Annotated in this window: 20 protein-coding genes and 1 riboswitch; of the genes, 13 read left to right on the plus strand and 7 right to left on the minus strand. The window is 68.7% G+C overall.

All coding sequences use genetic code 11. From position 1 onward, the window contains the following. Positions 1-607: arabinofuranosidase catalytic domain-containing protein (locus ACFP1K_RS32935; protein WP_380760765.1), on the minus strand; the 607-nt coding region annotated here is incomplete at its 3' end. A 516-nt stretch (positions 608-1123) separates the two neighbouring features. Next, positions 1124-2458: a LacI family DNA-binding transcriptional regulator gene (locus tag ACFP1K_RS32940; protein WP_380760767.1), complete on the minus strand. Its 1335-nt coding sequence runs from the start codon at positions 2456-2458 to the stop codon at positions 1124-1126. 307 nt (positions 2459-2765) lie between these two features. Here ACFP1K_RS32940 and ACFP1K_RS32945 point away from each other — a divergent pair, with 307 nt between their 5' ends. The 5 genes from ACFP1K_RS32945 to ACFP1K_RS32965 all read left to right on the plus strand — a co-directional run bounded on the left by ACFP1K_RS32945 (position 2766) and on the right by ACFP1K_RS32965 (position 10677). Continuing rightward, the gene (locus ACFP1K_RS32945; RefSeq protein ID WP_380760769.1) at positions 2766-5072 is read left to right on the plus strand and encodes a WD40/YVTN/BNR-like repeat-containing protein; all 2307 of its coding nucleotides are present in this window, start codon (positions 2766-2768) and stop codon (positions 5070-5072) included. A 233-nt stretch (positions 5073-5305) separates the two neighbouring features. Then, complete coding sequence (locus ACFP1K_RS32950) at positions 5306-7246, plus strand: lectin (protein WP_380760771.1); 1941 nt, start codon at positions 5306-5308, stop codon at positions 7244-7246. Between the two features lie 603 nt (positions 7247-7849). Then, positions 7850-8386, plus strand: a complete 537-nt coding sequence (locus ACFP1K_RS32955; protein ID WP_380760773.1) for a hypothetical protein — start codon at positions 7850-7852, stop codon at positions 8384-8386. Further along, on the plus strand, positions 8275-9351 hold the full coding sequence (locus ACFP1K_RS32960; protein ID WP_380760775.1) for a hypothetical protein: 1077 nt from the start codon (positions 8275-8277) through the stop codon (positions 9349-9351). Before ACFP1K_RS32955 ends, ACFP1K_RS32960 begins: the two co-directional genes overlap by 112 nt. Positions 9352-9615: 264 nt before the next feature. Continuing rightward, positions 9616-10677, plus strand: coding sequence for a substrate-binding domain-containing protein (locus ACFP1K_RS32965; RefSeq protein WP_380760776.1), 1062 nt, complete (start codon positions 9616-9618; stop codon positions 10675-10677). 32 nt (positions 10678-10709) lie between these two features. On the opposite strand, the gene ACFP1K_RS32970 is transcribed toward ACFP1K_RS32965, so the two are convergent. Genes ACFP1K_RS32970 through ACFP1K_RS32990 form a run of 5 tightly spaced genes read right to left on the minus strand, consistent with a single transcriptional unit; the run spans position 10710 to position 17069 of the window. Further along, entirely contained in the window at positions 10710-12785 is a 2076-nt protein-coding gene (locus tag ACFP1K_RS32970) for an alpha-glucuronidase (protein ID WP_380760778.1), read from the minus strand. Then, positions 12782-13474 carry a hypothetical protein gene (locus ACFP1K_RS32975; protein ID WP_380760780.1) on the minus strand — a complete coding sequence of 231 codons (693 nt, stop codon included), beginning with the start codon at positions 13472-13474 and terminating at the stop codon, positions 12782-12784. Before ACFP1K_RS32975 ends, ACFP1K_RS32970 begins: the two co-directional genes overlap by 4 nt. 31 nt (positions 13475-13505) lie before the next feature. Continuing rightward, entirely contained in the window at positions 13506-15155 is a 1650-nt protein-coding gene (locus ACFP1K_RS32980; RefSeq protein WP_380760782.1) for an ABC transporter substrate-binding protein, read from the minus strand. 52 nt (positions 15156-15207) lie between these two features. Then, positions 15208-16083 carry a carbohydrate ABC transporter permease gene (locus tag ACFP1K_RS32985; RefSeq protein ID WP_380760783.1) on the minus strand — a complete coding sequence of 292 codons (876 nt, stop codon included), beginning with the start codon at positions 16081-16083 and terminating at the stop codon, positions 15208-15210. Then, positions 16077-17069, minus strand: coding sequence for an ABC transporter permease (locus ACFP1K_RS32990; RefSeq protein ID WP_380760785.1), 993 nt, complete (start codon positions 17067-17069; stop codon positions 16077-16079). Before ACFP1K_RS32990 ends, ACFP1K_RS32985 begins: the two co-directional genes overlap by 7 nt. Before the next feature lie 570 nt (positions 17070-17639). Continuing rightward, a riboswitch (guanidine-I (ykkC/yxkD leader) is annotated at positions 17640-17754 on the plus strand. A gap of 49 nt (positions 17755-17803) precedes the next feature. Between ACFP1K_RS32990 and ACFP1K_RS32995 the strand changes: the two genes are divergently transcribed. The 8 genes from ACFP1K_RS32995 (at position 17804) to ACFP1K_RS33030 (ending at position 26314) form a co-directional block, all read left to right on the plus strand. After that, positions 17804-18964, plus strand: coding sequence for an agmatinase family protein (locus tag ACFP1K_RS32995; RefSeq protein ID WP_380760787.1), 1161 nt, complete (start codon positions 17804-17806; stop codon positions 18962-18964). Then, positions 18964-19953, plus strand: coding sequence for an ABC transporter substrate-binding protein (locus ACFP1K_RS33000; RefSeq protein WP_380760789.1), 990 nt, complete (start codon positions 18964-18966; stop codon positions 19951-19953). The genes ACFP1K_RS32995 and ACFP1K_RS33000 overlap by 1 nt, the downstream gene beginning before the upstream one ends. Beyond that, the gene (locus tag ACFP1K_RS33005; protein ID WP_380760791.1) at positions 19950-20780 is read left to right on the plus strand and encodes an ABC transporter permease; all 831 of its coding nucleotides are present in this window, start codon (positions 19950-19952) and stop codon (positions 20778-20780) included. The genes ACFP1K_RS33000 and ACFP1K_RS33005 overlap by 4 nt, the downstream gene beginning before the upstream one ends. Then, positions 20777-21544 carry an ABC transporter ATP-binding protein gene (locus tag ACFP1K_RS33010; protein WP_380760793.1) on the plus strand — a complete coding sequence of 256 codons (768 nt, stop codon included), beginning with the start codon at positions 20777-20779 and terminating at the stop codon, positions 21542-21544. The genes ACFP1K_RS33005 and ACFP1K_RS33010 overlap by 4 nt, the downstream gene beginning before the upstream one ends. A gap of 41 nt (positions 21545-21585) precedes the next feature. Next, a complete protein-coding gene (locus ACFP1K_RS33015) occupies positions 21586-22011 on the plus strand; it encodes an OsmC family protein (RefSeq protein WP_380760795.1) in 426 nt (141 codons plus the stop codon). Positions 22012-22315: 304 nt separating this feature from the next. After that, positions 22316-24439: a glycogen debranching protein GlgX gene (glgX, locus tag ACFP1K_RS33020; RefSeq protein ID WP_380760797.1), complete on the plus strand. Its 2124-nt coding sequence runs from the start codon at positions 22316-22318 to the stop codon at positions 24437-24439. Between the two features lie 55 nt (positions 24440-24494). Beyond that, positions 24495-25211 carry a pyrimidine reductase family protein gene (locus ACFP1K_RS33025; RefSeq protein ID WP_380760799.1) on the plus strand — a complete coding sequence of 239 codons (717 nt, stop codon included), beginning with the start codon at positions 24495-24497 and terminating at the stop codon, positions 25209-25211. Beyond that, on the plus strand, positions 25208-26314 hold the full coding sequence (locus tag ACFP1K_RS33030; protein WP_449329170.1) for an ATP-dependent DNA ligase: 1107 nt from the start codon (positions 25208-25210) through the stop codon (positions 26312-26314). The genes ACFP1K_RS33025 and ACFP1K_RS33030 overlap by 4 nt, the downstream gene beginning before the upstream one ends. The last annotated feature ends 17 nt before the right edge of the window (positions 26315-26331 follow it).

Genomic DNA, 26331 nt, shown 5'->3' on the forward strand with positions numbered 1-26331 from the left:
CGTCGGTCTGCGCGTTGCCGTAGTCGAAGCAGCACCACTGGTTGTAGTGCGTGCCGTCGACGACGGCGTAGATGCCTTCCGGCTGGTCTCCGGTCGCGACGCCGTTGGTGTTGTTGTTGCGGTAGCCGGTTCCGGGAGCAACATAAACGCCGTACGCCTTCTGGCCGCCGATGGTGATCGGGGCCGCCTTCGCGTCGGCGAGGTTGTCCCAGCCGCCGGCGGCGGGACCGGGCCAGTAGCCAGGAGGCGCCTGGGTGAGGCGGTTGTTGCGGCCGGACTGGTCGTAAAGGATGGTGATGACGCACGACGTGCCGGCGCAGAACGCGTCCTGAGTGGCGGCGTTGACGACTCCGCCCGCGCTCAGGACGCCGACGTCGCGAGTGGTGTTGTCCGACGAGCGCCTGACCTGGTAGAGCGGCCCGTTGTACGCGCCGTACAGCGCCCGGGTGGTGCTGTGCGCCGCCACACACGGCGTGCCGCCCGCGGCGTAGATGTCACACGGGCCGGTGGTGGCGGCCTGGGCCGTACCGGAGCCCACCAGGCCGGCGACGGCGAGCAACACGCCGACGCCCGTCGCGGCCGCCTTTCTCAGGTTTAGGAGGAGCATAAAGAGACCCCTTTCACTTTTCTGTTAGCGCTAACATGGCAGGGAAGGTCATACCGAATAGTCAATTACCACACGAATCAGAGGTGTGCGGCGCGGTTGCCGACCCTTAACTGTTAGCGCTAACAATGACCTTAAAAGCCAGCGTCCCTCTCATTCAGGGTGACCCGAGGGGGCGTGGCCCGCATCACAACAGCACCTCACCGGCCCCGTCAAGGGCTCACGCCCGGTCCTCCTCATCGCTTTCTGCGGCCGCATTGACCTCGCCAGCGCTGACCACGTCGCGTCGCACCCTCTGCGATCCACCCGGTGATGAAAGTTTCAGCGGACGGGTTCCCCGCCCATCGCCGCCACGACTCCGCACGCCTACCGAAGTTGCCTGTCGTCATGTAGTTGGGGCGGCTCATGGGACGACCAGCCGGAGATTGCCGAGATCGACCTCAACCTTCGGTCGTCACTTCTATCGGCGCAGTCGTGGTGGACGTGGGGGCGGATACCTTCTCGGCCCGGCACGACCGGTCATCGATCGGCCGGTGAGGAGGTGCTTTCCCGGACCGTCAGGGTGGTGGCCAGTTCGAGACCGATCTGCGGCGTCTCCTCACCACGCCCCAGGGCCAGCGCCAGCTCGGTGGCGGCGGCGGCCATCTCGGTGAGTGGCTGGTGGACGGTGGTCAGCGGAGGATCGACGAGCGCGGCGACGGGCAGGTCGTCGAAGCCCACCACGCTCACGTCCGCCGGTATGCGCAACCCCAGCTCACGGGCTGCCTGGTAGACGCCGAGTGCCTGCAGGTCGTTGCAGGCGAAGATCGCCGTGGGTCGCCCCGGGCCGCGCAGCAGGGCGAGCGCGGCCACCCGTCCGTCCTGTCTGGTCAGCTCGGCGCGTACGACGAGGCCGGCGTCCACGGACAGGCCCGCGGCCTCAAGGGCCGAGCGATAGCCGTCCAGTCTGGCCCGGCAACACAAGATCCGGTCGTGTCCGGCGATCATTGCGATGCGGCGGTGTCCCAGTTGGATCAGATGGCGGGTCGCCGACCGGCCGCCCGCCCAGTTGGTCGCGCCGACATACGGGACACCGTCCGGCAGTTCGACAGTAGGGTCGAAGACCACGAACGGGATGTCCTTGGCCTGCAACTCCGCACGCTGCTCCCGCGACAGTTGGGCGACCGTGACGACGCAGGCCGGGCGACGCGCCAGTGTGTCGCCGATCGGATGTCCCACCGGATCGCGCCGCGGCCCGAACTCCGTCAGCACGACTCCGACGCGATGCTCACGGGCCACCCGCTCGACACCGCGGATGATCTCCATGCCCCACATGTCCTCAAGCTCACCGAAGACGAGTTCCAGCAGGTTCCTGCGGTTGGTCTTGCGGTAGCCGTACTCGCTGATCAGCGCCTCGACCCGGGCGCGGGTGTCGGCGGACACGCCGGAACGGCCGTTGACGACCTTGGATACGGTCGGGATCGACACTCCGGCCGTCTCCGCGATGTAGGAGATGGTCACGGGTCGGGTGGGGTCGCCTTTCGGGTGCTCCGGGTCGGCGACGGGTCCGTCCGACTCGGCGTAGGACAACCTGGCCCCCTTCAACACTTCCCGGTCGGACCGTTCACGGCGCAACGATAACCCGTTGCCCGCAACGATATCTCGTACGTCCTTGTCGAGGATCGATCCGTGGGCGCGCCGGCCTCGGACGTGATGGGACGCGTGGCCACCGTCGTGCGCGGCAGGCCGCTCTGAAATATTCACGACAGTCAGTCCGAAAATTTCTTTGCGTACAGCCGCAAGAGGCAAGCGTTCGATCGCAAAGGCAATGGTCATCGAGGGTGGCCAGCCGACCGATGACGGGTCGGGATGCACGCCGGATTCTCCAGGACCACTCGTGCAGGTCATCGGTGCCGCTGCGGGGTAGACGGAGGCCTGGTCATCCTATTTTATGTTTCTGGCTTTGCGGCTAGAAAGTTTCTGGGTCCGCGATGGTTCGACCGTTGGAGCCGACTGTTCCTCAGCAACAGGAGAGTGCATGGTGCGGACGAGGCCGGTAGCGCTTGAGCCTCCGAGTGCTGTCAACGTGTGCAACTCGGTGGTGGTCCGCGGGCAGAGCCACCTGCCGCCAGTCGGGCGCCGCACACCTCCAGCGCCCCTTCATCAAGGAGTGCTGATACATGTGGCGCGAAAGGCAATGGTGTGCCTGGTCACCGCGGCGCTGGGAGCCTCCATAGCGGTCATGTCGTCCACGCCGTCGTCCGCCGGGACCAGTCCAGAGCGCTACATCTTCAACAATGTGCGCATCGGTGGCACTGGTTTCGTGTCGGGGATCGTCTTCAGCCAGGCGCGCAAGGGCCTCGCCTACTCGCGCACCGACGTCGGCGGCATGTACCGCTGGGACGGCGCGGCCGAGTCGTGGACTCCTTTGCTCGACTGGGTGGACTGGGATCACTGGGGCCATATGGGCGTGGCGAGCGTCGCCGCCAGTCCGTCCCAGGCGAACAAGGTCTGGGCCGCCGTCGGCATGTACACCAACGGCGTGGACCCCAACAACGGCGCCGTCCTGCGCTCAAACGACAGGGGCGAGACCTGGCAGGCCACGGTCCTGCCGTTTCACCTGGGCGGCAACATGAACGGCCGCGGCATGGGGGAACGGCTCGCGGTGGACCCCGACAACGACAGGATTCTGTACCTGGGCGCACCCGGCGGGAACGGCCTGTGGCGCAGCACCGACGGCGGTGTGACGTGGGGGCAGGTGAGCGGTTTCCCCCACTCGGGTGACGATCCGCAGACACCCGGCGGCACGGAGGACCCGGGTCTGGTCTGGGTGACGTTCGACAAATCCACCGGCCGTACGGGCGGCACGACGAAAACCATTTATGTAGGCGTCGCGGACAAGGACCATCCGGCGTACCGCAGTAGCGACGGCGGCGCCACCTGGGCTCCTCTGGCCGGAGCGCCGACCGGCTACTACCCGCACAAGGGCGTCCTCGACCCGGTCGACCATCTGCTGTACATCACCACCGCCGACTCCATAGGCCCGTTCGGCGGCGGCAAGGGCGACGTGTGGAAGTACGACACCGTCACCGGCGCATGGACGCAGATCAGCCCCGTCCCGTCGAGTAGCGGCGACAACTACTTCGGTTACTCGGGCCTGACCGTTGACCGCCGCCACCCGAGCACCATCATGGTGGGAACCCAGGTTTCCTGGTGGCCCGACGGCATCATCTGGCGCAGCACGGACTCCGGAGCCACCTGGAGCCGCATCTGGGACTGGGACGCCTGGCCCAACCGCAAGCTGCGGTACCAGATCGACGCTACCGCCACGCCCTGGGTCACGTTGGGCGAGCAGCCCAATCCGCCGATACTGGTCCCCAAGGTGGGCCAGGTGATCTCCTCCATGGAGATCGACCCCTTCGACTCCGACCACATGCTGTACAACGGCGGCCCGGGCATCGCCGGCACCAAGAACCTGACCACATGGGACACCGGCGGCATCATCACCATCACGCCGGAGGTCGACGGCTTGGAGGAGGGCGCGGTCCAAGGCCTGATCAAGCCACCGGGGGGGCCGCTGCTCAGCGCCATGGGCGACGTTAGCGGCTTCCGTCACGACGACCTGAACGCTGCGCCCAAGACGGTCTTCACCTCCCCCGTCTTCACCACCAGCAGGAGCATCGACTACGCGGAGCGCAGCCCGAAGGTCATCGTGCGTGCGGGTGACTTCAACGACTCCGACCGACCCGGGGACAGTCACGCGGCGTTCTCCACCGACGGCGGCGTCACCTGGTTCCAGGGCGTCGAACCCAGTGGCGTGAACGCCGGCGGCTCCATCGCCGCCGCGTCCGACGGCGGCCGGTTCGTCTGGGCGCCGGGCGACTCGGGCCGGCAGGTGGTCTACTCGGTCGGCTTCGGCACGTCGTGGAGCACGTCAACAGGAGTACCCGCCAATGCGATCGTCGCCTCCGATCGGGTCAACCCTATGAAGTTCTACGCGTTCTCCAACGGCACGTTCTATGTCAGCACCGACGGTGGAGCCAGTTTCGCTGCCTCCACCGCCGGTGGCCTGCCCGCGTCGAACTGGAACCTGCGCTTCAAGGCGGTACCCGGGCACGAGGGCGATATCTGGCTGGCCGGCGGCGCCTCCTGGACCTCCTACGGCCTGTGGCATTCCACCGACTCCGGGGCCACATTCACCAAAGTGAGCAGCGTAGGGCAGGCCGACAACATCGGCTTCGGCAAGCCGGCGCCCGGCCGTGCCTACCCGGCGTTGTACACGGCCGCGCAGGTCGGCGGACGGCGGGGCGTCTACCGCTCCGACGACGCCGGTAGGCGTTGGGTGCGCATCAACGATGACCGGCATCAGTATGGCGGCGTGCCGGAAGTGCTCACCGGTGATCCAGACAGGTACGGGCGGGTGTACCTCAGCGGGTACGGCCGCGGCATCTTCTATGGCGACCCGTCCGGCACCAGGCCCCCTCGGTGAGTTGGAATCCGGCCCTCAAATGCACGGACAGCAAGAATTCAGGCCCCGCCTAGGAAGGTTTCCAATGGCAGTGCCGGACAGTTGCAGAGAGCAAATGATGGATAGTGTCTCCATCAATATTTGATGATCGCGGACGGTGAGTCAGCTTCGTCGCAATTGATGCGTGTGTTCGGCGGCGTGTGATTGCAGCATAAATCGAATCGATACGATTGCATTCATCCCAAGGAGTCAGCGTGCCCTCCATCACGATGTCGCGGCTACGCAGACGGACCGCCGTGGCCGGTACCGCTCTGCTCGCCGGGGCTCTGCTCACCGTGCCCCACGCGACGGGCACGGCCGAAGCCGCGCCCGCCGTCTACCAGCCCACCTGGGCGTCGGTGGACCAGCATCCCGCCGCTCCGGACTGGTTCCAGGACGCGAAGTTCGGCATCTACTGGCACTGGGGCGCCTTCGCCACGCCTGAGTACGGCACCGAGTGGTACCCGCGCACCATGTACATCAACGGGTCGAACGAGAACAACCACCACAAAAGCGTCTACGGTGACCCTTCGGCCTGGCCGTACCACAACTTCATCGACGGGGCGCGCGACAAGGCCGGCAACTGGGTGCAGTTCACGCCGAAGCTCAAGTCGCAGGGCGGCAACTTCGACCCCAGCGAGTGGGCGCAGCTGGTGGCCGACTCCGGGGCCAGGTTCGCCGGTCCCGTCGCCGAGCACCACGACGGCTTCTCCATGTGGAACAGCCAGGTCAACGAGTGGAACTCGGTCGCTCGCGGGCCCAGGCTCGACCTGGTTCGGCTGTTCGCCGACGCGATCCGCGCAAAGAACCTGAAGTTCCTGGTCACCATGCACCACCTGTACAACTTCACCGGCTACTACGACCACGTGCCCTCCCAGCCGACCACGACCCTGAAGAAGCTGTACGGGCAGCTCGGCTCCGCCGCCGAGCAGCAGTTGTGGTACGACAAGCTGAAGGAGGTCGTCGACAAGTACCAGCCGGACATGATCTGGCAGGACGGCGGCCTGTACCTCGTCGAGGAGTCCAAGCGGCTCAATTTCCTGGCGTACTACTACAACCAGGCCAACGCGTGGGGCAAAGAGGTCGTCGCCGCCTACAAGGACGGCTTCAACACCAACGGCGAGGTGTACGACTACGAGCGCGGCGGTCCCGCCGACATCCGTACCCCCTACTGGCTGACCGACGACGCCGTCAGCAACCCGTCCTGGTCCTACACCAACGGAATCTCCTACTACAGCCCGGCCGCGCTGGTCCACGCGCTGATCGACCGGGTGAGCAAGAACGGCAACATGCTGCTGAACATCTCACCCAGGGCCGACGGTTCGGTTCCGCAGGCGCAGAAGGACCTGCTGACCGCCATCGGCACCTACCTGCGGCGCAACGGCGAGTCGATCTACTCCACCCGCGCCTGGACCACGTATGGCGAGGGGCCGACCAAGATGGGCGGCGGCAGTTTCGTGGAGCCGCGGGCCGGCACCGGGCAGGACATCCGCTACACCCGCAGCAAGGACAACACGGTGCTGTACGCCACCGTGCTCGGCTGGCCAGGCTCCACCCTCAACCTGGCCTCGCTGGCCAACGGACGGATGGACCTGTCCAACCTGAGCAAGACCGAGCTCATCGCCAACACGGCCGGCACCTACGTCAACCTGCCCACCCGCACCCAGGACTCCACCGGCCTGCACATCGGCATGCCGACCCAGCCCTACTCGGCGCTGGCGTACGTGGTCAAGCTGACCTTCAACGGCCCGATGAAGACGCCCACCACCACCAGCGGCCCACTGCGCAGCGTCAACGCCGGAAAGTGCATAGACGTCAACGGCAACTCCCAGACCAACGGCACCCAGATGCAGATCTGGGACTGCAACGGCGGCGCCAACCAGCAATGGGCATCGACCAGCGCGAATGAGCTGCGGGTCTACGGCAACAAGTGCTTGGACGTCAATGGCGGGGGCACCGCCGACGGCACCAGCGTGATCATCTGGGACTGCAACGGGCAGAACAACCAGAAGTGGCGCCTCAACTCCGACGGCACCATCACCGCCGTCGGCGCGAACAAGTGCCTGGACGTCTCCGGCGCCGGCACTGCCAACGGCACCAAGGTGCAGATCTGGACCTGCACCGGCGGCTCCAACCAGAAGTGGACCCGAGTGTGACCCCCGTGTGACGCCAAGCCCTGGAGCCGGTCCGTTTCGGACCGGCTCCAGTGGTATGCCCGGCGGATCTCTCTAGCACAAAAGGGGCCGAATCCGTAATTGAGAGAAGAAGAGTAATAAGTCAGATTTGCCTGATTGGCGTTATGTGAGCGGTTCGGGGAACCGGTGGCCCGGCAGGCATCCAGAGGCAGGTGGGGGCAGGATTCGCTGAGCGCACACTTGGGGGATTTGCCCGGTTCCGGCGGCTTGCCGGGTTATCCCTGTGCGGAGATCCCGATAAGTGTTATGGTGCGAAAGCAGTTGGACATTCACCATTAGTCCAGCCGTATTTCTTCATTTCGGGCCACTCTCGCCGGGGTGTCAATTCGCGTGAGGGGCCACGGCAAGGCTCGATCCTCCACCACGGTCCTCCGGCTGCCCGGAAACGGGTCATCCCTCAGTTTGGAGCGTTACAATGCCGAGCGGCAAGATCTTCATGGCCACGGGTATCGTGCGCGACCTCAAGACCGAGGACACCCACCACATCCCCCCCAATCTCAGACGCGAGCCGGTAGGTGCCCTCGTGACCTACACACTCGCGGGCCCACGACCGTCGGCAGCATCGTGCCGGGCCTGGTCGGCATGATCTTCGCGAACCAATGCGTCGACGACGAGGCCGGTCAGCTCATCCCCCTCAAGGCCGCGCTGCGGGGCGCCTACCCCGAGCACACCCGGGCCCGGTTCTACGGCACCCACAACCAGGTGGACAAGGTGGACGCGCTCAAATTCGTCATCGACGCCCACAACCGCCGGGTCGACCTCGTGGACCCGGCGCGAAGCGCCCCCGGCGGCTATTCGAGCCTCGGCCTGTCGATCGAACAGGATGCCGAGGACAAGTCCGACGACGACGAGAACCAGGAGTACTACCACGTCGGCGCCGGCTCGGCGTGGACCACGCGCATCCACACGTGCACCGCGCTGACCGGTCCGGCCCGCTTCGAGTTATCCGTCTATCCGAAAACAGGTCATTTACCAGATTGGAGCGTTATATGCCGAACGGCGCGATCTCCACGAACACCCATTACCTGCGGGATCTCAAGACCAAAGAGTCCTATGAGATCCCGTCGGCCCTCAGGTACAACTCCACGGGCACTCTCGTGACCTACAAGCTCGCAGGGACCGGGGTCGTCGACACCGTCGTCCCGGGAGTGGCCGGAAAGATCGAAGGGAAGAACTGCGTCGACGACCTCACCGGTCAGAGCATCCCCCTTAAGACCGCGCTGCGGGACGTCTACCCCGACGGCGTCTCAGTCCGGTTCTACGGCACGCTCGACCAGGTGAGCGCGCTTGATCCGCTCATCCGCGTCATCGGCACCGAGAAGCGCCGGATCGACCTCACGGACCCGTCGGTCGCCGCCCCCACCGACTTGTCAGACCTGGGCGTATCGGTCGAACAGGACGGAGACGACAAGTCCGACGACGACAAAGACCAGGTGTACTACTACGTCGGAAAAGAATCGGCGTGGACCACACGCGTCCAGACCTGCACCGCGCTCGCCATGTGGAGCCGCTCAGCCGAGATCTCCTACCTGTCCCACGCCGACGCCGCCACCTCCTCGCAGACGATCGCGGACAACATGACACGGTTCTTCGAGGCCGCGGCCGAGACGGAGGCGGACCTGTCCGCGAGCGGTGAGCTCGGCGTCTACCTGTTCACCGCCACGGACACGCTGACCAGCAGCCTCAGCTCCCTCGAAACCACCTTCCTCGCACTGAACCACATCGCCGCGGAGTACGCCCGGCTCTTCTTCGAGCGGGCCAAGTGCCACATCATCGGCGACAAGGACGCCGTCGTGGTCTCCAAGACCGCACGCCCCACGGTGTTGTGCGGCGGCGAGGCCTACCTGGCGTACCTGATGACGCGCTACGCCGAACGCGGCGAGCAGAACATCAGCGCCATCCTTGTCCCTGCCCTGGAGGCCACCGTGGTCAACACGTCGTACGACAAAGTGGCGTACCAAGCCGCGATGAAAGCCAAGGAAAAGGGTAATCGGCCTCTCTACTCGCTCCTGGCCACTTTGATCGACTACACCCCGCAGGACGCCCTCGAACGCTGGGGCTGGTGACCCGCCCCGGCATCCGCCCCGATGCGCGGCTTCCTCCTCAACGGGAATCCGGTGGCGCCCGCGGCGGCGCTACCGGTATTTCTCGGCCCGGCCGGCGAAACGCATCGATAAGAGCCGCTCCGGGCTCGCCGATCATCTTCCGGCGCGCCCCATGGCCCGGTGCGAAAGGAGACCTACGGTTCGATGCGCGCGGACGGACATCGAGGGCGGGGCCATAGCAGTGAGATCGCCGAAATGCGGCTTCTGGACGTTTAAGCTGCTGCCATGACCGCTTCACGGGAGTCGCCCGCTTCTGCGGGCGGGCATCCCTCACCCCTGACCATCGCGGAGATCGCCGAGATGGCCGAGGTGTCCGTCTCGACGGTGTCCAAGGTCGTCAACGGCAAGGCCGAGGTCTCTCTCAGCACTCGGGCGATCATTCAAAGGATCATCGAGGAGCACGGTTATCGGCGGCAGCGGAGGCCTGCGAGCAGGACCGCCATGGTCGAGCTGGTCTTTCATGAGCTGGAGCCGGCGTCGGGGTACGCCATGGAGATCATCTCCGGGGTCGAGGAGGTGACGCGGAAGCACCGGCTGTCACTCGCGCTCTCGCAGCTGCAGGGCAGGCAGATCGCGGATCCGGAGTGGTTCGAAGGGGTCGTCCACCGGAGGCCGGCGGGGGTGATCGCGGTGTTCTCGGGGTTCACCGGGGAGCAGCGGGAGCAACTCCGCAGGCGGAGCATCCCCCTGGTGCTGGTGGACCCTACGGGTGAGCCGGGGCACGAGGTGCCGTCGGTGGGGGCGGGGAACTGGAGCGGGGGGCTCATGGCCACCCGTCACCTGCTCGAACTGGGGCATCGGCGCATCGCCATCATCACCGGGCCGCCGCACCTGCTGTCGGCCAGGGCCCGGCTCGACGGGTACCGCGCCGCGCTGGACCAGGCGGGTGTCCCGGTGGACCCGTCGCTGGTCAGCGAGGCCGAGTTCCGCTTCGAGGACGGCATCACGCGCGCGCTGTCGCTCCTGGCCCTGCCGGAGCCACCGACCGCGATCTTCGCGTCCAACGACCGGCTGGCCATGGGGGTCTACCAGGCGGCGGCCCGCCTGGGCCTGCGAGTGCCCGAGGACATCAGCGTGGTCGGCTTCGACGACCTGACCCCGGCGCAGTGGGTGACCCCGCCACTGACCACCGTCCGCCAGCCGCTCAGGGAGATGGGCATGGCCGCCGCGTCCATGGTGGTCGCCCTCACCCGTGACGAGCCGCTGCCGCACAGCCGCCTCATCCTCACCACCGATCTGATGGTCCGTGGCAGCGCCGCGGCCCCCGCGAAGGGACACCATCAGTGAAACGTTCAAGGCGGCGCCAGGAAATTCGGGTGTCACGGGATGCGGCGGCCGTGGGCGTCGGGCACGCCTGATTTGCGGAAGAAGTAGGCGTTGATCTGGTCGCGCCACTCCTCCGCGCAGCGGAGTTGCTCGTCGATGAGTGCCTTCACACGGGCGTGCAGGGCGGGGTCCACCGAGCCGGTGCCGGCGAGCCGCTCCCAGAGCGACCGGGCCTCGGCCACCTGCTCGGCGCCGGCGAAGTGGGTGTCGTAGATGTGCTGGATCACGGTGGACCCGTTGCGCAGCACATGCCCGTACGGGACGTGGTGGAAGAACAGCAGCAGCTCGTCGGGGCACCGCTCCAGCCGCTCGTAGACCTCCGACCAGGGCGGCGGGTACTGGCCGGTGAACCCGGTCCCGGTGGCGCGCGTGCGGTCCACGCCGACGCCGTCGCGGTCGGCGAAGTGGTAGGTGCCCCAGGGCGTGTACTCGTACCCGTCCACGTCGGGACCGTAGTGGTGGCCGGGGCGGACCATGAACCCGACGCCGAGCGGCGCGGTGTACCGCTCGTACGTGCGCCAGGAGTCGTCCATGATCGCGTGCAGGGTGGGCCGCAGCCGTTCCAGGCCGCCGGGTGCCGACGGCGCGAAGGTGAGGTCGATCCACTCGTCGAGGATCGTGGCCGGGTCCGCGCCCGGCGCCCAGGCGAGCCGCCCGAACGCGTACAGGTTGGCCTGCGCGAGCGGGTGACCGGTCCAGTAGGGGTCGTCGCCCGCGTTGGAGACCGCGACCAGGCCGCCGCCGTCCCCCGCCGCGCCGGCGGCGAGCCGCGCCACGGCCGGCCCGGCGGGGCCCCACGGGCGGAACCCGAGCACATCGCTCCACATGGGGGCGAGGTAGCACACGTGCCGCTGCTGGCCGGTGTACTCCTGCGTCACCTGGAGCTCCACGGCCAGGCGGGTGGCGGGCATGGCCGCGACGACCGGCGACACCGGCTCGCGCACCTGGAAGTCCATCGGGCCGTGCTTCACCTGGAGGATCACGTTGCCGCGGAACAGCCCGTCGAGCGGGACGAAGTGGTCGTGGGCCGCGCGCGCCCGGTCGGTCGCCCGGTCCCGCCAGTCCTGCCGGTGGTCGTACACGAAGGCGCGCCAGTGGACGACCCCGCCGAACGGCTCCAGCGCGTCGGCGAGCGCGTTCGCGCCGTCGGCGTGGCTGCGGCCGTAGGTGAACGGGCCGGGCTGGCCCTCGGAGTCGGCCTTCACCACGTAGCCGCCGAAGTCGGGGATCCTCGCGTACACCCGCTCGGTGACCGCCGCCCACCACTTGCGCACGTCCTCGTCGAGCGGGTCGGCGGTCGGCGGCCCGCCGAGGACGACGGGCGAGGAGAACCTCACCGACAGGTGCACCCTGATGCCGTAGGGCCGCAGCTCCGCGGCGATCGCGGCCACGTCGCCGAGCCGGTCCGTCAGCAGGCTCGCCTCCGTGGCGTGCACGTTCACGTTGTTCACCGCGACCGCGTTGACGCCGCACGCGGCCAGCAGCCGCCCGTAGGCCCGCACCCGGCTCAGATCCTCGCGCAGGACGCCGTCCCGCCAGAAGAGCGAGCCGCCCGCGTACCCGCGCTCGACCTGGCCCATCACCGGATGCACGTCGACGTTGTCCCAGTGGTCGAGCATGCGGCGGCGCGTCGCCGGCCGGTGGTGCTCCGCGGGGACCGCGGCCCCGAACGCGCGCTCGCCGAGCCGGACCACGTGGAACAGGCCGTACAGCAGGCCGGCCGGTTCGTCGGCGAGCACCACCGTGACGCCGTCGTGGCGGGCGACGACGAACCCCTCGTCGCCGATCGCGCCGAACCCGGCCAGGACCGTCTCCGCGACGGCGGGCAGGGGTCCCGCCGAGCGGAGCGCGAGCACGAGGTCCGGGGGCGGGCCGGGACCGTCCCGGCCGCCGGGCAACGGGTGCCGCACCCGGCCGCCGTACCGGACGCAGGCCAGCGTCACCTCGTCCCGCACGGTGTCGACGAGCGGGCCGTCGCCGCGCACGAGCGTGCGGCGCGACCCGATCGCCCGGAAGGCCTCCGGCGGCAGCCACGCGGGGTGGACGCCGTCCGGCACGGGAACCGTCACGAGGCCGCCGTGAATCTGTCCCGGACCTCGGCGACCACGGCGCGGCTGTTCAGCAGGACCGCCGACGCGAACACGGAGGCCAGCAGCGCCGGCACCGCCTCGGAGGCCACCAGCGTGAGGACGGCCGCCACGACCAGCAGGCCCGCGTTGCCGAGGGAGGCCCGGGGCGAGCGGGTGAGGAAGTACGCGGCCAGGCGCGCCACGTCCCTCGCCCGGAACGCGAACAACGAGGTGATCACCAGGGCGTTGGCGACCCAGAGGGTCGCCGCCACCGCGATGAGGACCGACAGCGCCGCCCACCAGTCCGGGACCCCGGCGGCGGCGAAGTTCGCGAGGTTCGCCCCGATGACCGCCATCCACACCAGCCACGGGACCCAGAGCTTCAGGACCCCGCGGACGTTCGCCTTGTAGCCGCGCCAGAACGCCGCCCTGGGATGGAGGTCGGTGAGGTCCAGGCGGCGGTGGTGCAGCGCGTACAACGCCGCCGAGAGCGCGGGGCCCACCGGAAGCAGGCAGACCGCGGCCAGCGGGACGTTGGCGGCGTCCCGGTCGAGGAGGACGAGTCCGGCCAGGCCCGGCAGGGTGGCGGCCAGGAACATCACCTCGACCACGAGCAGGGTGTAGACGAGCGCGGAGACACGGGAGAGGGGCCCTTGGCCGAACCTGGGGGCGGCCGTCGTGTCGGTCATGGCGCCTCCAGGCGGCATCGGGCGGCGAGGGTCAGCCGTGTTCCTTCTTGTAGCGGTCGTAGGCGTTGTTCACCAAGGTGACGTAGGCCGTCATGTTCTTGCCGTCGAGCTCGGCGACGTAGGCGTCCCACTCGCCGAGGTCGCGCTTGCCGAGGATGAAACCGAGGGTGTTCTGGGTGACGTGGTCCTTCAACGGCGACTCCCACAGGGTCACCTGCTCGCGCTCCTCGTCGGTGAGCGGGTGCGGCGGCTCCACCGGCAGGGCGGGCCTGGCGTTCATCACCTTCTGGAACGCCACCTCCTCCTCGGAGAAGGTCGACTGGAGGAGCTCGGTGCTCCCGCCGTAGGCGAACACGCCGTTGCCGAAGCCGAAGTCCTTCTGCAGGTGCTTCTTCCCCTTGGGGTTGAGCCCGACGTAGTCGACGTCCGGCGTCAGCTCGTACCCCCGGGGACCGCCCTTGGTGTGGGTGACCCCCTCGACGCCCCACTTGGCGAACTCCTGGCCCGCGTCGGAGTACCAGAGCCAGTCGACGAACTGCATCATGGCGACGAAGTTCTTGCCGTCGCGGGCCTTCTTGGAGATCATGATGCCGTTCTCCAGGCGGGTCTGGTGGTGACCGGCCTTGATCGGCCCGAGCGACCCGATGGGCACGGGGATCTTGACGAGCTTGGCCTTCGAGTTCGCCTTCAGCAACGGCGGCCGGTACTCGTTGACCAGCGTCTGCGCGTTCGTGCTGATCACGAAGGACTTGCCGGACACCAGCTTCTGGATCGCCTGGTCGTCGGTCTGGGTGAAGCTCTCCGGATCGAGCAGCTTCTCCTTCACCAGCGTGTTGAGGTACTGGATGATCTGCTTGTACGACTCGGTGGCGCCGGTGAAGGCGAACTTCTGGGCGTTCGAGTCCCAGATCACGCCGTTGCGGTAGCCCCAGCCGCCGGGGGCGCCGTAGGCCGTGCCGAGGATGTTCAGCAGGTTGCCGCCGGGCGTGGGGACGCCCCACCGGTCGGACAGGGGGTAGGAGTCGGGGTACTCCTGCTTCATCGCCTTCAGCATGGCGTGCACGTCGTCCCAGGTCTCCGGGATGTCGAGCCCGAGCTTCTCCAGGATGTCCGAGCGGACCGCCAGCGTGTAGTCCACCCAGTAGTCCTGGTGGACGCCGGGGAGCAGGTAGAAGCGGCCGTCCGACTGGCGGAGCGTGTCCACGTCACCCTGGAGGTTCCACTTGGCGATCTTCTCTTTGAAGTTCGGCATCAGGTCCATGTAGTCGCTGACCGGGAGGATGGCACCGGAGGCGACGAAGGGGGTCTCCTGGGCGGGGTAGGTCTTCGGGATGATGAGGGGGGCGTCACCGGCGCCGATCATCAGGCTGCGCTTGTTCTCGTAGTCGCTGAGCGGCACCACGCTCGGCTGGAGCGTCACGTTGGTCCGCTTGGTCAGCTCCGACCAGAACAGCCACTCCTTCTTCAGCGGATAGAACGGGTGGTTGTTGTACAGGACGGTGAACGTGAGCGGCGCGGCGGCCTTGAACTGGGTGCCCACGCCGTAGTTCGGCATCGCGCCGTCCCGGTTGGCCGCGAAGTTGTCGGCCGTCTTCTTGGGTTCCTCACCGCCACCGCAGCCGGCGACTGCGAGGAACGCACCTATGGCGACCAGCGCCTGACGGCGGTTCATCTCGTACATGGAAGTCCTTTCCCTCGGGGGGGTTGCGGGGGAGTGCCTGAGGCGGCGAGACCTAGCCTTTGACCGCGCCGATCATGACCCCGGAGACGAAGTACCGCTGGAGGAAGGGGTAGAGACCGACGATGGGAAGGATCGTGAGCACCATGGTCACCGACTTGATGTTGGCGGCCACCGTCATGTCGGTGGCGTCGGCGCCGATGGACGTCGCGGTGGTGGCGCCCGCCAGCAGGTTGCGCAGGTAGACGGTCACCGGGAAGAGCTCCGACTGGCTCATGTAGAGGAACGCGGTGAACCATGAGTTCCAGAAGGCGACGGCGTAGAAGAGCACCATCGCGGCGATGACGGCCTTCGACAGCGGCAGCACGATCCGCAGCAGGATGCCGTAGGTGTTCATGCCGTCGATCGCGGCGGCCTCCTCCAGCTCGGCCGGCAGGCTCTCGAAGAAGGTCTTCATGATCAGGAGGTTGAAGACGTTGACGGCGTTGGGCAGGACGACCGCCCAGATGCTGTCCTTCAGGCCGAGGCTGGTGACCAGCACGTAGTTGGGGATGAGGCCGCCGGTGAAGAACATGGTGAAGACGGCGATCCCGATCAGGATCTTGCGGCCCTTGAGATGGTGCTTGGACAGCACGTAGGCGTAGCAGGTGGTCATCACCATCGCGATCAGCGTGGCGACGACCGTGTACACCACCGTGTTGCGGTAGTTCGTCCAGAACATCGGGTCGGAGATCATGTACTCGTAGGTCTTGAGGGTGAACCCGCGAGGGATGAGGTTGACCTGTCCCGACCGGATGGCGTTCTCGTCGCTGAACGAGCGGGCGAGGATGTTGACGAAGGGGTACAGGGTCACGAGCACGACGACGGTGAGGATGACGGCGTTGACGCCCTGGAAGACGCGGTAGCCCCTGGTCCTGTCCACGGTCACCACAGGCTCGCTCCTACGGTGCGGCGGGAGATGAGGTTCGCCGACAGGACCAGGGTCAGGCCGATCACGGCCTCGAACAGGCCGATCGCCGCGGCGTAGCTGAAGCTGTTGGACAGGATGCCCATCCGGTACAGGTACGTGGAGATCACGTCGGCGGTCGGAAACGTCAACGGGTTGTACAGCAGCAGGATCTTCTCGAACCCGACCGCCATGAACGTGCCGATGTTGAGGATCAGCAGGGTGACCGCGGTCGGCCGGATGCCGGGCAGGGTGACGTGCCACGTCTGCCGCCACCGGCCCGCGCCGTCGATCCGGGCCGCCTCGTACAGCTGGTCGTCGATGGTGGTGAGCGCGGCGAGGTAGAGGATCGTCCCCCAGCCGACGGTCTGCCACATCTCCGAGGAGACGTAGATCGTCCGGAACCATTCCGCCTGCTGGATGAACGCGACGGGGTCGTCGCCCATCGCGCGCAGGAGCTGGTTCACCGGCCCGTCGAGCGACAGCATCTCGAAGACGAGTCCGGCGACGACCACCATCGACAGGAAGTGCGGCAGGTAGGACACCGACTGGACGAACCGCCTGAGGCGCTGGTGCCTGACCTCGTTGATCAGCAGGGCGAGCATGATCGGCATCGGGAAGCAGAACAGCAGGGTGAGCCCACCGATGATCAAGGTGTTGGTGAACACATGCCAGAACGTCGGATCACTCAGGAACATCCGCACGTAGCGAAGGCCCACCCATTCCTCGCCCAGCACGCTGCCGCCGGGCCGGAACTTCCGGAAGGCGATCACGTTGCCGATCATCGGGAGGTACCGGAAGATCAAGAAGAACAGCAGCGGGAGAATCGCCAGCGTGTAGAGCTGCCAGTCGCGGCGTAACGCCTGCCGCCAGGTGCGGCCTCCGGAGTGCTTCCGGCGGGCCGGCTCGGGCTTGGTCTCGTGCGGATCCCGGGTGCCAGGTGACGAGTCGATCGTCCTGGCTGTGCCCATCCTCGCGCCTCCGTGTCATCGGGTGATCGCAGCTCCGACGGCAAACATCCGGGCGATGGGCCCGAAACTTTCACACTGTCCTGTTAATATCGCGGAAATATAGGCGCCGGACAGAGGTCCGTCAAGGCCTCAGTCAACGCCTGTGGAGCCGAATTTCGTGGGCCCTGGTCACAGCCGAGGGCTGGGCCACCAGGCGCCCCGGCACCCGAAACTTTCGGAACCACCGAGGCCCGAAGACCCGATTCCGCGGCGGCGGGAGAAGCCTCCACCGGCCCGGCGTCGGCCGATCACCCGGCGGACCGTCTTCGGAGCCGCGTCCGGGCGGCGGAGAACTGTCAGGACCGTTCTTACACACGGCACCGGGATGCGCGCCGCGCGGACGTCCGCGGACCTCCCGATACTTGCCGCCGGAGTTCCCGATCTTTTCGTGAAGCTTTCACACCTCGACGGCCCACCTCGGCGGGTGGGGCCGCCGGGACGGCGCGGGACATCACGTCACCGAGCCGCTACCGCTCGGAAACGCGGTGGAAACAGCCCGGCGCTGTCATGAAGGGGACTCGCCCGGTAAGGGGGAGGCGCATCTAGGGTTCCGCTCTCGGCCGCGAGGCGAGGGGCTGGTCCGAGAGGTGCAGGCGGCCGTCCGCGCGGGGTGGCCGTTCCACGGCGGGACAAAAACCCGGGAGACAGTCTTGTCGGCTGCCTCCTGAGTGAGGCATTTTCCGAGAGGGAGTGCCGTGGGCCACCTTCACGACCACTACGGACCCGAGGCCCGCTACGCCGTCGAGCGCGAGGCGGAGCTGCCCCAGACCATGCACCGCCGCGAGATCGAGCGCGGCCTGGAGCTCGGCCTGCCCGGCGCGGACTCCATCGTCGACCGCACCATCCCCACCTTCTCCCGCGGGGAGCTGCCGCACTTCGCCGGGATCAACACGTTCCTCAAGGCCCCGTACGTGGAGGACGTGCGCAGGTGCGGCGAGTACGACGTGGCGGTGCTCGGCGCGCCGTTCGACGGCGGCACCACCTACCGCTCGGGGACGCGGTTCGGCCCGCAGGGCATCCGCAAGATCTCCGCGCTGTACGGGCCGTACAGCTTCGAGCTGGGCGTCGACCTGCGCGAGTCGATCACCATCGCCGACCTCGGGGACGTGTTCACCATCCCCGCCAACATCGAGAAGACCTTCGACCAGATCAGCAAGGCCGTCTCGCACGTCTACGCCAGCGGCGCGTTCCCCGTGGTGCTCGGCGGCGACCACTCCATCGGCTACCCGACGGTGCGGGGCGTGGCCGAGCACGTCCAGGGCAACGTCGGCATCATCCACTTCGACCGCCACGTGGACACCCAGGAGACCGACCTGGACGAGCGGATGCACACCACGCCGTGGTTCCACGCGACCGACCTGCCGAACGTGCCGCCGAAGAACCTGGTGCAGATCGGCATCGGCGGCTGGCAGGCCCCCCGCCCCGGCGTGAAGGTGGGCCGCGAGCGCGGCACCACCATCATGACGGTCACCGACTGCGTCGAGATGGGCATCGAGGCCGCCGCCGAGCGCGCCCTGGAGGTCGCCTGGGACGGCGCGGAGGCGGTCTGGCTGTCGTTCGACGTCGACTGCCTGGACGCGGCGTTCGTCCCCGGCACCGGCTGGCCCGAGCCCGGCGGCTTCCTGCCCCGCGAGGTGCTGAAGTTCATCCAGCTCATCGCGGACGCCCGTCCGCTCGCCGGCATCGAGGTCGTCGAGTGCGCCCCGCCGTACGACAACGCCGAGATCACCGCCCTCATCGCCACCCGGGTCATCTGCGACACCCTCGGGTGCCTGGTCCGGGCCGGCCACCTGCCGAAGCGCCCGGCACCCCCCGCCACGCACCACACTCAGGAATCCGAGAGGGGAGCCGAGTGATGCTCCGTCGCCTCATTCTTCCCGCCGCCCTACTCCTCGCCCTCGGCACGGGCTGCGGCGGCGGTGGCCAGGACGCCGCCACGCCGTCCGCCGGCGCCGCGCCCAAGATCACGCTGGGCTTCAGCGCCTGGCCCGGCTGGTTCCCCTGGCAGGTCGCGCAGGAGCAGGGGCTGTTCGCCAAGAACGGCGTGCAGGTGGAGCTGAAGTACTTCGACAGCTACACCGACAGCCTCAACGCCCTGGCCACCGGCAACATCGACGCCAACAGCCAGACGCTCAACGACACCCTCGCCTCGGTGGCGGGCGGCGCCAAGGAGACCGTCGTGCTGGTCAACGACAACTCCACCGGCAACGACCAGATCATCGCCAAGGAGGGCGTGAAGACCGTCGCCGACCTCAAGGGCATGACGGTGGCCGCCGAGCAGGGCACGGTGGACCACTACCTGCTGCTGCTCGCGCTGGAGAAGGCGGGTCTCACCGAGGCGGACGTGAAGTTCCAGCCGCTGCCCACCGACGCGGCCGCCGCCGCGTTCGTGGCGGGGCGGGTGGACGCGGTCGGGGTGTTCGCGCCGTTCACCACCACCGCGCTCAAGCGGCCGGGCAGCGCGGCGATCAGCACCTCCGCCGACTTCCCCGGCGCCATCCCCGACCACCTGGTGGTGACCAAGGACCTGCTGGACCGGGACGCCAAGGGCGTGCAGGCCCTGGTGAAGACGTGGTTCGACACGCTGGCCTGGATCTCCGCCAACCGCGACCAGGCCCTCGCGATCATGGCCAAGCGCGCCGGGGTGAGCGTCGCGGACTACCAGTCCTACGACAAGGGCACCTCGATCTTCACCCTGGAGCAGAACCGCGCGGCGTTCTCCGGCGAGCTGCCGTCCCGGGCCAAGCAGATCTCCGACTTCCTCGTCGCCAGCAAGCTGGTGGACGCCGCCCCCTCGCTGGAGGGCCTGCTGGAACCGAAGTTCGTCATGTCGGTCCAGCCGTGAGCGCGGGGGTCGTCATCGACGCGCCGGTCGACGCCGCGCCCCGGGCGCGGCGCATCAGGCTGCTGCACGGCGGCGTGTCCGCGCCGGTCGCCTGGGGGCTGCGCGCGGCGTCGGTGCTCGGCCCGCTGGCGGCCTGGGCGGCGCTCAGCGCGAGCGGGGCGATCGACCCGGCGTTCCTGCCCTCGCCCGCCGCCGTATGGGCGGCGGGGGCCGAGATGGCGGCGAGCGGCGAGCTGTGGTCGGACCTGTCGGCCAGCCTCGGCCGCATCGGCCTCGGCTTCGTGCTCGCCGTGCTCGTCTCGGTGCCGCTGGGGTTCACCATGGGGGCGCTGCCCGCCGCGCAGGCGCTCTTGGAGCCGGTGATCGGGCTGCTGCGCTACCTGCCGGCCTCGGCGTTCATCCCGTTGCTGATCATCTGGCTGGGCATCGGCGAGGCGTCCAAGGTGGCGCTGCTGGTGCTCGGCGTGGTGTTCTTCAACACCCTGATGACCGCGGACGCGGTGCGGCAGGTGCCCCGCCGGCTGCTGGAGGTGTCGGCGACGCTCGGTGCGCGGCGGGTACGGGTGGCGGCGCGGGTCGTGTTCCCGTACGCGCTGCCCGGCATGATCGACGCGATGCGGGTCAACGCGGCGGCGGCGTGGAACTTCGTGGTGGTGGCCGAGCTGATCGCGGCGACCTCCGGCCTCGGCTACCGCATCACCCGGGCCCAGCGGTTCCTGCAGACCGACAAGATCTTCGCCATCCTGGTGGTGATCGGCCTCATCGGCCTGACCATCGACGTGACGCTGCGGCTGCTGCGCGCCCGCGTGGGGAGGTGGTCGGTGTGACGCTGCGGCTCTCCTCGGTGGGCAAGGAGTTCGCGCCGGGACGGCCGGTGCTGGCCGACCTGGACCTCACGATCGGCGCCGGGGAGTTCGTGTGCGTGGTGGGCGCCAGCGGGTCGGGCAAGTCGACCCTGCTGTCGCTGATCGCCGGGCTGACCCGGCCGACCACGGGGCGGGTGCTGCTGGACGGCCACGAGGTGACCGGGCCGGGCCCCGAGCGCGGGCTGGTGTTCCAGACCTCCTCGCTGTATCCCTGGCGCAGCGTCGCGCGGAACGTGGCCTTCGGCCTGGAGTCGCTCGGCGTGCCGCGACGGGAGCGGGACGAGCGGGTGGCCCGCCTGCTGGACGAGGTGGGGCTGGGGTCGATGGCCTCGGTGCTGCCGGGGAAGCTGTCGGGCGGGCAGCAGCAGCGGGTGGCGATCGCCAGGGCGCTGGCCTGCTCGCCGCGGGTGCTGCTGCTGGACGAGCCGTTCGGCGCGCTGGACGTGCAGACCAAGGAGGACATGCAGATCTTCGTCCGCCAGGTGTGGCGGGACGAGCCCACCACCGTGATCATGGTGACGCACGACGTGGAGGAGGCCGTCTTCCTCGGCGGCCGGGTGCTCGTGCTGTCCTGCGACCCCGGCAGGATCGCCCGCGACATGGTGGTGGACCTGCCGTCCGAACGGGCGCTGGAGCTCAAGCGCTCCCCGGGCTTCCTCGCCCTGCGGGCCGAGGTGGAGGATCTCGTCCGTGCCGAGCACCGGGCGCACCAGGCGCGCGTGTAGGTTCGGTCTGTAACGGATTCAGTATCGGAAGGATGGTCGCGATGGCGACGACTCGTACCGCCACGACGCAGTGGAAGGGCGCGCTGCTCGACGGCTCCGGCACCGTCTCGCTCGACACCTCGGGGGTCGGCACCTTCGACGTGTCCTGGCCCTCGCGGGCCGAGCAGGCGAACGGCAAGACCAGCCCGGAGGAGCTCATCGCGGCGGCGCACTCCTCGTGCTTCTCCATGGCGCTGTCGCACGGCCTCGCCCAGGCGGGCACGCCGCCGCAGTCGGTGGAGACCAAGGCGGACGTGACGTTCCAGCCGGGTGAGGGCATCACCGGCATCGTGCTGTCGGTGCGGGCTCAGGTGCCCGGCATCTCGGCCGAGGACTTCCAGGCCGCCGCCGAGGGCGCCAAGGCCAACTGCCCGGTGAGCAAGGCGCTGACCGGCACCACGATCACGCTGAACGCCGAGCTGATCTGACGCGGGCGAAGGACGGCCCCCGTGCGGCACCCGCCGCGCGGGGGCCGTCCCATGTCCGGATATTTAGGCTTTCGGGTAGTTTGACGAGGCGTAACCGGGGGACCACCTGCGGCGAAAGATCTGGTAAATCGGGCGCCCGGCCCTACCATCGACAGTAGCGCCGGGACGCGGACGTCCGGGTACGACGGCAACGGGGCCGCACTGGAGCACTGGAGGAAGCGGACGGGCGCTGGGGTCAGCACAGGGACACAAGCCACGGGATCGGGCGGCACCGCGGACCGTTCCACGACCACGATGAGGCTAAATGCGTGAGGTATGGCCCGGAGAGCCGTATCCCCTGGGCGCCACCTGGGACGGCAGGGGGACGAGCTTCGCGCTCTTCTCCGAGGTCGCCGAGCGGGTCGAGCTCTGCCTCTTCGACGACGCCGGCGCCGAGACCCGCATCGACCTGCCCGAGGTCGACGGCTTCGTCTGGCACGGCTACCTCCCCGGCGTCCTGCCCGGCCAGCGGTACGGCTACCGCGTGCACGGGCCGTACGACCCGGCGCGCGGCCACCGCTGCGACCCCACCAAGCTGCTGCTCGACCCCTACACCAAGGCCGTGGAGGGCGAGGTCGCCTGGGACCGGTCGCTGTTCTCGTACATGATCACCGACCCGGGACGGCACAACCCTGCCGACAGCGCGTCGTTCATGCCGAAGAACGTCGTGGTCAACCCCTTCTTCGACTGGGGCGACGACCGCTCGCCCCGCACGCCGTACCACCAGACCGTGATCTACGAGGCGCACGTGCGCGGGCTGACCATGCGCCACCCGCAGGTGCCGGAACACCAGCGCGGCACCTACGCGGGCCTGGCCCACCCGGCGGTCGTCGACCACCTGCTCGGCCTCGGCGTGACCGCGGTGGAGCTGATGCCGGTGCACCAGTTCGTGCCCGAGCACGCGATGGTGGCCCGGGGGCTGACCAACTACTGGGGCTACAACACGATCGCGTTCCTGGCCCCGCACAACGCCTACTCAAGCTCCGGCCAGCGCGGCGAGCAGGTGCTGGAGTTCAAGTCCATGGTCCGCACGCTGCACGAGGCGGGCATCGAGGTGATCCTCGACGTGGTCTACAACCACACCGCCGAGGGCGACCACATGGGCCCCACGCTGGCCTACCGCGGCATCGACAACGCCGCGTACTACCGGCTGCTGGACGCCGACCGCCACCTGCTGCTCGACTACACCGGCTGCGGCAACTCCCTCAACGTCCGCTCCCCGCACGCCCTGCAGCTCATCATGGACTCGCTGCGCTACTGGGTGCTGGAGATGCACGTGGACGGCTTCAGGTTCGACCTCGCCGCCGCGCTGGCCCGCGAGCTGCACGACGTCGACCGGCTGTCGGCGTTCTTCGACCTCATCCAGCAGGACCCGGTGATCTCCCAGGTCAAGCTGATCGCCGAGCCGTGGGACGTCGGGCCCGGCGGGTACCAAGTGGGCAACTTCCCGCCGCTGTGGACCGAGTGGAACGGCAAGTACCGCGACAGCGTGCGCGACTTCTGGCGCGGCGGCCCGTCGGCGCTGCCGGAGTTCGCCTCCCGCCTCGCCGGCTCCTCCGACCTCTACGCCACCAGCGGGCGCCGCCCGGTCGCGTCCATCAACTTCGTGACCTGCCACGACGGCTTCCCCCTCACCGACCTGGTGTCCTACGACCGCAAGCACAACGAGGCCAACGCCGAGGACAACCGCGACGGCACCGACGACAACCGCTCGTGGAACTGCGGTGCCGAGGGCCCGGTGGAGGACCCGGCGATCGTCGGGCTGCGCCGCCGCCAGCGCCGCAACTTCCTCACCACGCTGTACGTGTCGCAAGGCGTGCCGATGCTGCTGCACGGCGACGAGATCGGCCGCACCCAGGGCGGCAACAACAACGCCTACTGCCAGGACAACGAGGTGTCCTGGGTCGACTGGTCGCTGCTGAAGCCCGAGGGCGACCTGCTGTCGTTCGTCCAGGGGCTCGCGCGGTTCCGCGGCGAGCACCCGGTGTTCCGGCGGCGCCGGTTCTTCCAGGGCAGCATGCCCGAGGGCGACGTGCGCGACATCGTGTGGCTGACGCCGTCCGGCAAAGAGATGACCTCCAGCGACTGGCACAGCGGGTTCGGCAAGGCGATGGCGGTGTTCCTCAACGGCGAGGCGATCAGCGAGCCTGGGCCGCGCGGCGAGCGGATCGTCGACGACTCGTTCCTGCTGCTGATCAACGCCCACCACGAGAACATCACCTACACGCTGCCCGGCGCCGGCTTCGCGCCCGGATGGCACCCCGTCCTCGACACCGCGGAGAACGAGTCGTGGCCCGCACGTCCCGCCGAGCGTGCCTTCGAGCCGGACGCCACGCTGACGGTGACCAACCGTTCCATGCGGATCCTGCGCTCCACGGCACGTTCCTGAACCCACGCACTCCCCCGGCTGGGGCTCCCGGTGCGCCTGTGCCAAGGTAGAGGGCGTGCGACGCATCCTTCCCGGCCCGGCGGGCGAGGTGGACCTCGCCGCTGCCTACGCGTACCCGCGCGACCAGTGGCTGCGGCTCAACATGGTGGCGGGCGCCGACGGCGGCGCCTGGCTCGGCGGGCTGTCCGAGGGGTTGTCCAGCAAGGGCGACCGGCAGATCTTCGGCGTGCTGCGCGGCCTGGCCGACGTGGTGGTGGCCGGCGCCGCGACCGTACGCGCCGAGGGGTACGGCCCGGCACGGCCGCGCGCCTCCTGGGCGGCGCTGCGCGAGGGACGGCCCCCCGCGCCGCCGGTCGCGGTCATCACCAGGCGGCTGGACCTCGACCTGACCGCCCCCCTGTTCACCGAGGCCGCGGCCCGGACCATCGTGATCACCACCGCGGACGCCCCCGAGGACGCCAGGAAGCGCGCCGCCGAACACGCCGACGTCGTCGTGGCGGGTGACACCGGCGTCGACATGGCGCTAGCCCTGGCCGAGCTCGCGCGGCGCGGCCTCGGGCGGGTGCTGTGCGAGGGCGGCCCGCGGATCAACGCCCAGATGGCGGCGGCCGGGGTGGTGGACGAGCTGTGCCTCACCATCAGCCCGGTGCTGACCGGCGGCGACGCGGCCCGCATCCTCGACGGCCCGCCGTCGCACACCCCGATGACCCTCGCGCACGTCCTGGAAGAGGACGGTTTCCTGTTCTGCAAGTACACCCGGGAGCCCTCATGAGCCCGTCCGCTCCGCTGGAGCCGCCGCCCGAGATGAACCTTCCCGTCCGGCCGCCGGTGCCGCCGATGCTGGCCAAGCCGATCAAGGCGATGCCCGCGCAGGACGGGAACCTGCTGTACGAGCCCAAGTGGGACGGGTTCCGCTGCATCGTGTTCCGCGACGGCGACGAGGTGTACCTCGGCAGCCGCAACGAGCGGCCGTTCACCCGGTACTTCCCCGAGCTGGTCGAGGCGGTCCGGCGCGAGCTGCCCGAGCGCTGCGTGGTGGACGGCGAGATCGTGGTGCGCAAGGGCCAGGTGCTGGACTTCGACACCCTGCAGCAGCGCATCCACCCGGCGGCCTCCCGGGTGCGGCTGCTCGCCGAGCAGACGCCCGCGTCGTTCATCGCCTTCGACCTGCTCGCCGCGGGGGACCTCGACCTCATGACGACGTCGTTCGGCGAACGCCGCGCCCGGCTCGTGGACGTGCTGGCCGGCGCCGGGGACCGGGTGCGCCTCACGCCGGTCACCGACTCCGGCGAGCGGGCCGGCGAGTGGTTCGAGATGTTCGAGGGCGCCGGGCTGGACGGCATCATCGTCAAGCCCCGCGACAAGCCGTACGAGCCCGACAAGCGCACGATGTTCAAGGTGAAGCACGAGCGCACCGCCGACGTCGTGGTGGCCGGGTACCGCGAGCACAAGACAGGCCCGATCGTCGGCTCGCTGCTGCTCGGCCTGTACGACACCGAGGGCGTGCTGCACCACGTGGGCGTCTCGGCGTCCTTCCCGATGAAGCGGCGCGCCGAGCTGGTCGAGGAGCTCAAGCCGTACCTGCTGGACGACCTGGCCGAGCACCCCTGGGCGGGCTGGATGACCCAGACCATGGGGACCGCCCAGCGCATGCCGGGCGCCGTCTCGCGCTGGAACGCCACCAAGGACCTGTCGTTCATCCCGCTGCGCCCCGAGCTGGTGATCGAGGTCGCCTACGACCACATGGAGGGCAACCGGTTCCGGCACACCGCGCAGTTCCGGCGGTACCGGACCGACCGCACGCCGGAGTCCTGCACGTACGCGCAGCTGGAGAGCCCGGTCGACTACAACCTGGACGACATTCTCGCCCGCTGATTGTCAGCTCATGCTGA

The organism is Sphaerisporangium aureirubrum, from assembly GCF_042658925.1.
GTDB classification, from domain to species: domain Bacteria; phylum Actinomycetota; class Actinomycetes; order Streptosporangiales; family Streptosporangiaceae; genus Sphaerisporangium; species Sphaerisporangium aureirubrum.